The organism is Daejeonella sp. (assembly GCF_044232565.1).
In the GTDB taxonomy this organism is placed as follows: domain Bacteria; phylum Bacteroidota; class Bacteroidia; order Sphingobacteriales; family Sphingobacteriaceae; genus Daejeonella.
Genome location: NZ_JBIILQ010000293.1, coordinates 1 through 2,972, shown reverse-complemented (window position 1 = coordinate 2,972; position 2,972 = coordinate 1). Strand labels below are relative to the sequence as shown.

The following is a 2,972-nucleotide window of genomic DNA, read 5'->3' as shown; positions in this document are numbered from 1 at the left end:
ATTTAAATTATCTCTATGTTTAACTGCAGTTTTAATCTTTTCTCTCCACCAGCTTTCATCAATTTCAGTTTCCTGATTCCATTCAAGAAGGCGGACCGCCACTCTTGATTTATCATTAAAAAAGCCATAGGCAAGAAATGCATTATTACTGTCATTGACCATTATAATGTCCCCATTTTCAGGGTTTCCTTTTATTTGATCGATTGCTCCAGAAAACACCCATGGGTGCATTTGTCTGACCGCTTTTTCTTTGCCCTTTTTTAATTTTACTGAATGCATGTCGCAAATTTACAATTTATGTTTCAATCGTGAGTGTACATCCATCTAGCTTGATTATAATTCACAATTCCTGCTAACTTTGAACATGGAAGATATAAAATGGTCCGATTTTGAGAAAGTAGCCTTAAAAGTTGGCACTGTTCTGGAAGTCCTTGATTTTCCGGAAGCGCGAAAGCCAGCTTTTAAGATAAAAGTAGATTTTGGAGAGTTTGGCCAGAAGTGGAGTAGCGCCCAAATTACAAAGCATTACTCAAAGGGCGACTTAATTGGCAGGCAAATAATTGGAGTGATTAATTTCCCTAAAAAACAAATTGCTAATTTTAACTCTGAGTTTTTACTAACTGGCTTTGCTGATCAACATGGTGATATTATTTTAGCAGCCGTTGAACGTCAGGTTCCAAATGGCTCATCCTTAATTTAATTTTATGAAATATATTAGTTTTACAGATGAATCACTTATAAATCCTGATGATTTGTTCATGAAGGAAGCACTTAAGGAAGCTCAAAAGGCACGTGATCTTGATGAAGTTCCAATCGGTGCAGTAATTGTGCATGGGGGAAGAATTATTGGTAGGGGACATAATTTAACTGAACAATTAACCGATGTAACCGCTCATGCAGAAATGCAGGCTTTTACGGCTGCAGCAAATTATACGGGTGGTAAATATTTAAAGGATTGCACGCTTTATGTTACGATTGAGCCTTGTGTGATGTGTGCTGGGGCTTCCTACTGGACTCAAATAAGTAGGATAGTATATGGTGCTAAGGATGTTAAAAGGGGCTACTCGCATATTTCTGAGCTGATTATCCATCCAAAAACAGAAGTTTTAGGTGGCATACTTTCTGAAGAAGCTGCTAGTCTCATGAAGGATTTCTTCGCGTTAAAGCGGGATAAATCTTGACACCAAATTGAAAAATTTATAACAATTCAATCTTATATTTGTTAAAGAAATTAATATTAACCCTAAATACAAAAAGATGGCTTTTGAACTACCCGCGTTAGCGTACGCAACAGATGCACTAGAACCGCATATCGATAAAATGACTATGGAAATTCACCATGGCAAACATCACCAAGCTTATGTAGATAACCTAAATAAGGCTCTTGCAGGTACCGATGGCGAAAATAAGAGCATTGAAGATATTATTAAAAATATTTCAAAATATCCAATGGCTGTTAGAAATAACGGTGGTGGTCATTTCAACCATACGCTTTATTGGTCTGTAATGTCGCCAAATGGTGGTGGTACTCCAAGTGGCGAGTTAGCAAAAGCTATTGATGCGGCTTTTGGTTCATTTGATGAATTTAAGAAGAAGTTCGCCGAAGCTGGCATGACCCGTTTTGGATCAGGATGGTCTTGGCTTTCAGTTGCTGCTGATGGCAAATTACAAGTTAGCTCAACTCCTAATCAAGATAATCCAATGATGGATATCGCTGAAGTAAAGGGAACTCCAATCTTAGGAATGGATGTTTGGGAGCATGCTTACTACTTAAAGTATCAAAATAGACGTGCTGAATATGTTGGTGCATTTATGAATGTAGTAAATTGGGGTGCCGTTTCTGAAAGATTTGCTCAGGCAAAATAACATTATAGACAAAATCTATAAAAGAGTGATGCGCTATTTGTGCATCACTCTTTTTATTTAAAATACAATATTCTAGATTTTTATTAAGCGGATATTTCTAAGATTTCCTTTTTATTTTTATTCCTCATTCGCTTCGGAATTGCCTCTAAAATTTCTTTCTCTAAAGCCATAATTAACCTTCGCTTTAGGAAATTACGGTGGGTAACTATACTAATTTCTCGTGTAGGCTGTGGCGATTTAAAATAACGAATGCGATCGAGCTGCTTCACTGAAAAATCACTTATTGAAAGCTCAGGCAAGAGGGTAATTCCTTTATTCATCTCCACCATTCGCTTGAGTGTTTCAACGCTATCGGTATTGTATTCGAATGCTCGGGATTCATTCGTTTTTTTTCGCTTACAGATATTCAAAATCTGATTTCGCATGCAATGCCCCTCATTTAATAACCATAAATCATCTAGATTGATATCGGATGCTTGTAGGTTTTTTTTGTGTGTTAGGGGACTAGATTTTGAGAGGTAGGCAACAAATGATTCATAAAAGAGGGGGCTTTCCTGTAAGCTTTTATCTTCAAGTGGAGTTGAAAGGATACCACAGTCTAAAAGTCCATTTTTGAGCTCACTTACAATCTTATCAGTCATATATTCCCAAATTACTAGCTGCACCTCCGGATATTTTTTCATGAATGCAGAGATGATTTGAGGCATTAAATAAGGTGCCATGGTTGGGATAATACCAATTCTAAGTTCCCCAGAAACCACGTTTCTTTGATTGTTAATCAATTCCTTTAGCTTATAGCTTTCCTTTAAAATAGTGCGTGCTTGTTCTACTACCTCAATTCCAATATCCGTTGGAGTAATGGGCTGTTTGCTTCTGTCAAAAAGCTTAGTTCCAAGCTCTTCCTCCAATTTCTGGACTTGCATACTCATGGTTGGCTGAGTTACAAAACATTTATCCGCAGCTATTCCAAAACTACGGTAGGTATCAAGGGCAACAATGTATTCGAGCTGGACTAATGTCATGATATAGATTTTAACTATGTAAATATAATAAATATTGATTATGTCTATAATGAATATTTTAAATAAGGTAATTTTAAATTAGAT

Annotated in this window: 4 protein-coding genes and 1 pseudogene; 3 read left to right on the top strand and 2 right to left on the bottom strand. The window is 36.5% G+C overall.

Annotation, left to right across the window (positions count from 1 at the left end):
- Positions 1 to 279: pseudogene (locus ACILQF_RS12275) on the bottom strand (class I SAM-dependent rRNA methyltransferase); the annotation flags it as partial.
- 85 nt (positions 280 to 364) lie between these two features.
- On the opposite strand from ACILQF_RS12275, the gene ACILQF_RS12270 reads away from it, so the two are divergent.
- From ACILQF_RS12270 to ACILQF_RS12260, 3 genes are all read left to right on the top strand, one after another.
- Positions 365 to 700, top strand: a complete 336-nt coding sequence (locus tag ACILQF_RS12270; RefSeq protein ID WP_395627692.1) for a tRNA-binding protein — start codon at positions 365 to 367, stop codon at positions 698 to 700.
- Positions 701 to 704: 4 nt separating this feature from the next.
- Positions 705 to 1,181: a nucleoside deaminase gene (locus ACILQF_RS12265; RefSeq protein ID WP_395627691.1), complete on the top strand. Its 477-nt coding sequence runs from the start codon at positions 705 to 707 to the stop codon at positions 1,179 to 1,181.
- A gap of 76 nt (positions 1,182 to 1,257) precedes the next feature.
- On the top strand, positions 1,258 to 1,866 hold the full coding sequence (locus ACILQF_RS12260) for a superoxide dismutase (RefSeq protein WP_395627690.1): 609 nt from the start codon (positions 1,258 to 1,260) through the stop codon (positions 1,864 to 1,866).
- An 83-nt stretch (positions 1,867 to 1,949) separates the two neighbouring features.
- Here the strand turns inward: ACILQF_RS12260 and ACILQF_RS12255 are convergent, their stop codons facing one another.
- Complete coding sequence (locus ACILQF_RS12255; protein ID WP_395627689.1) at positions 1,950 to 2,888, bottom strand: LysR substrate-binding domain-containing protein; 939 nt, start codon at positions 2,886 to 2,888, stop codon at positions 1,950 to 1,952.
- Positions 2,889 to 2,972 lie beyond the last annotated feature (84 nt).

Excerpts from the sequence above, each read along its gene's own strand:
- ACILQF_RS12255 (WP_395627689.1), bottom strand. The coding sequence starts at position 2,888 with ATGACATTAGTCCAGCTCGAATACATTGTTGCCCTTGATACCTACCGT.
- ACILQF_RS12270 (WP_395627692.1), top strand. The coding sequence starts at position 365 with ATGGAAGATATAAAATGGTCCGATTTTGAGAAAGTAGCCTTAAAAGTT.
- ACILQF_RS12265 (WP_395627691.1), top strand. The coding sequence starts at position 705 with ATGAAATATATTAGTTTTACAGATGAATCACTTATAAATCCTGATGAT.
- ACILQF_RS12260 (WP_395627690.1), top strand. The coding sequence starts at position 1,258 with ATGGCTTTTGAACTACCCGCGTTAGCGTACGCAACAGATGCACTAGAA.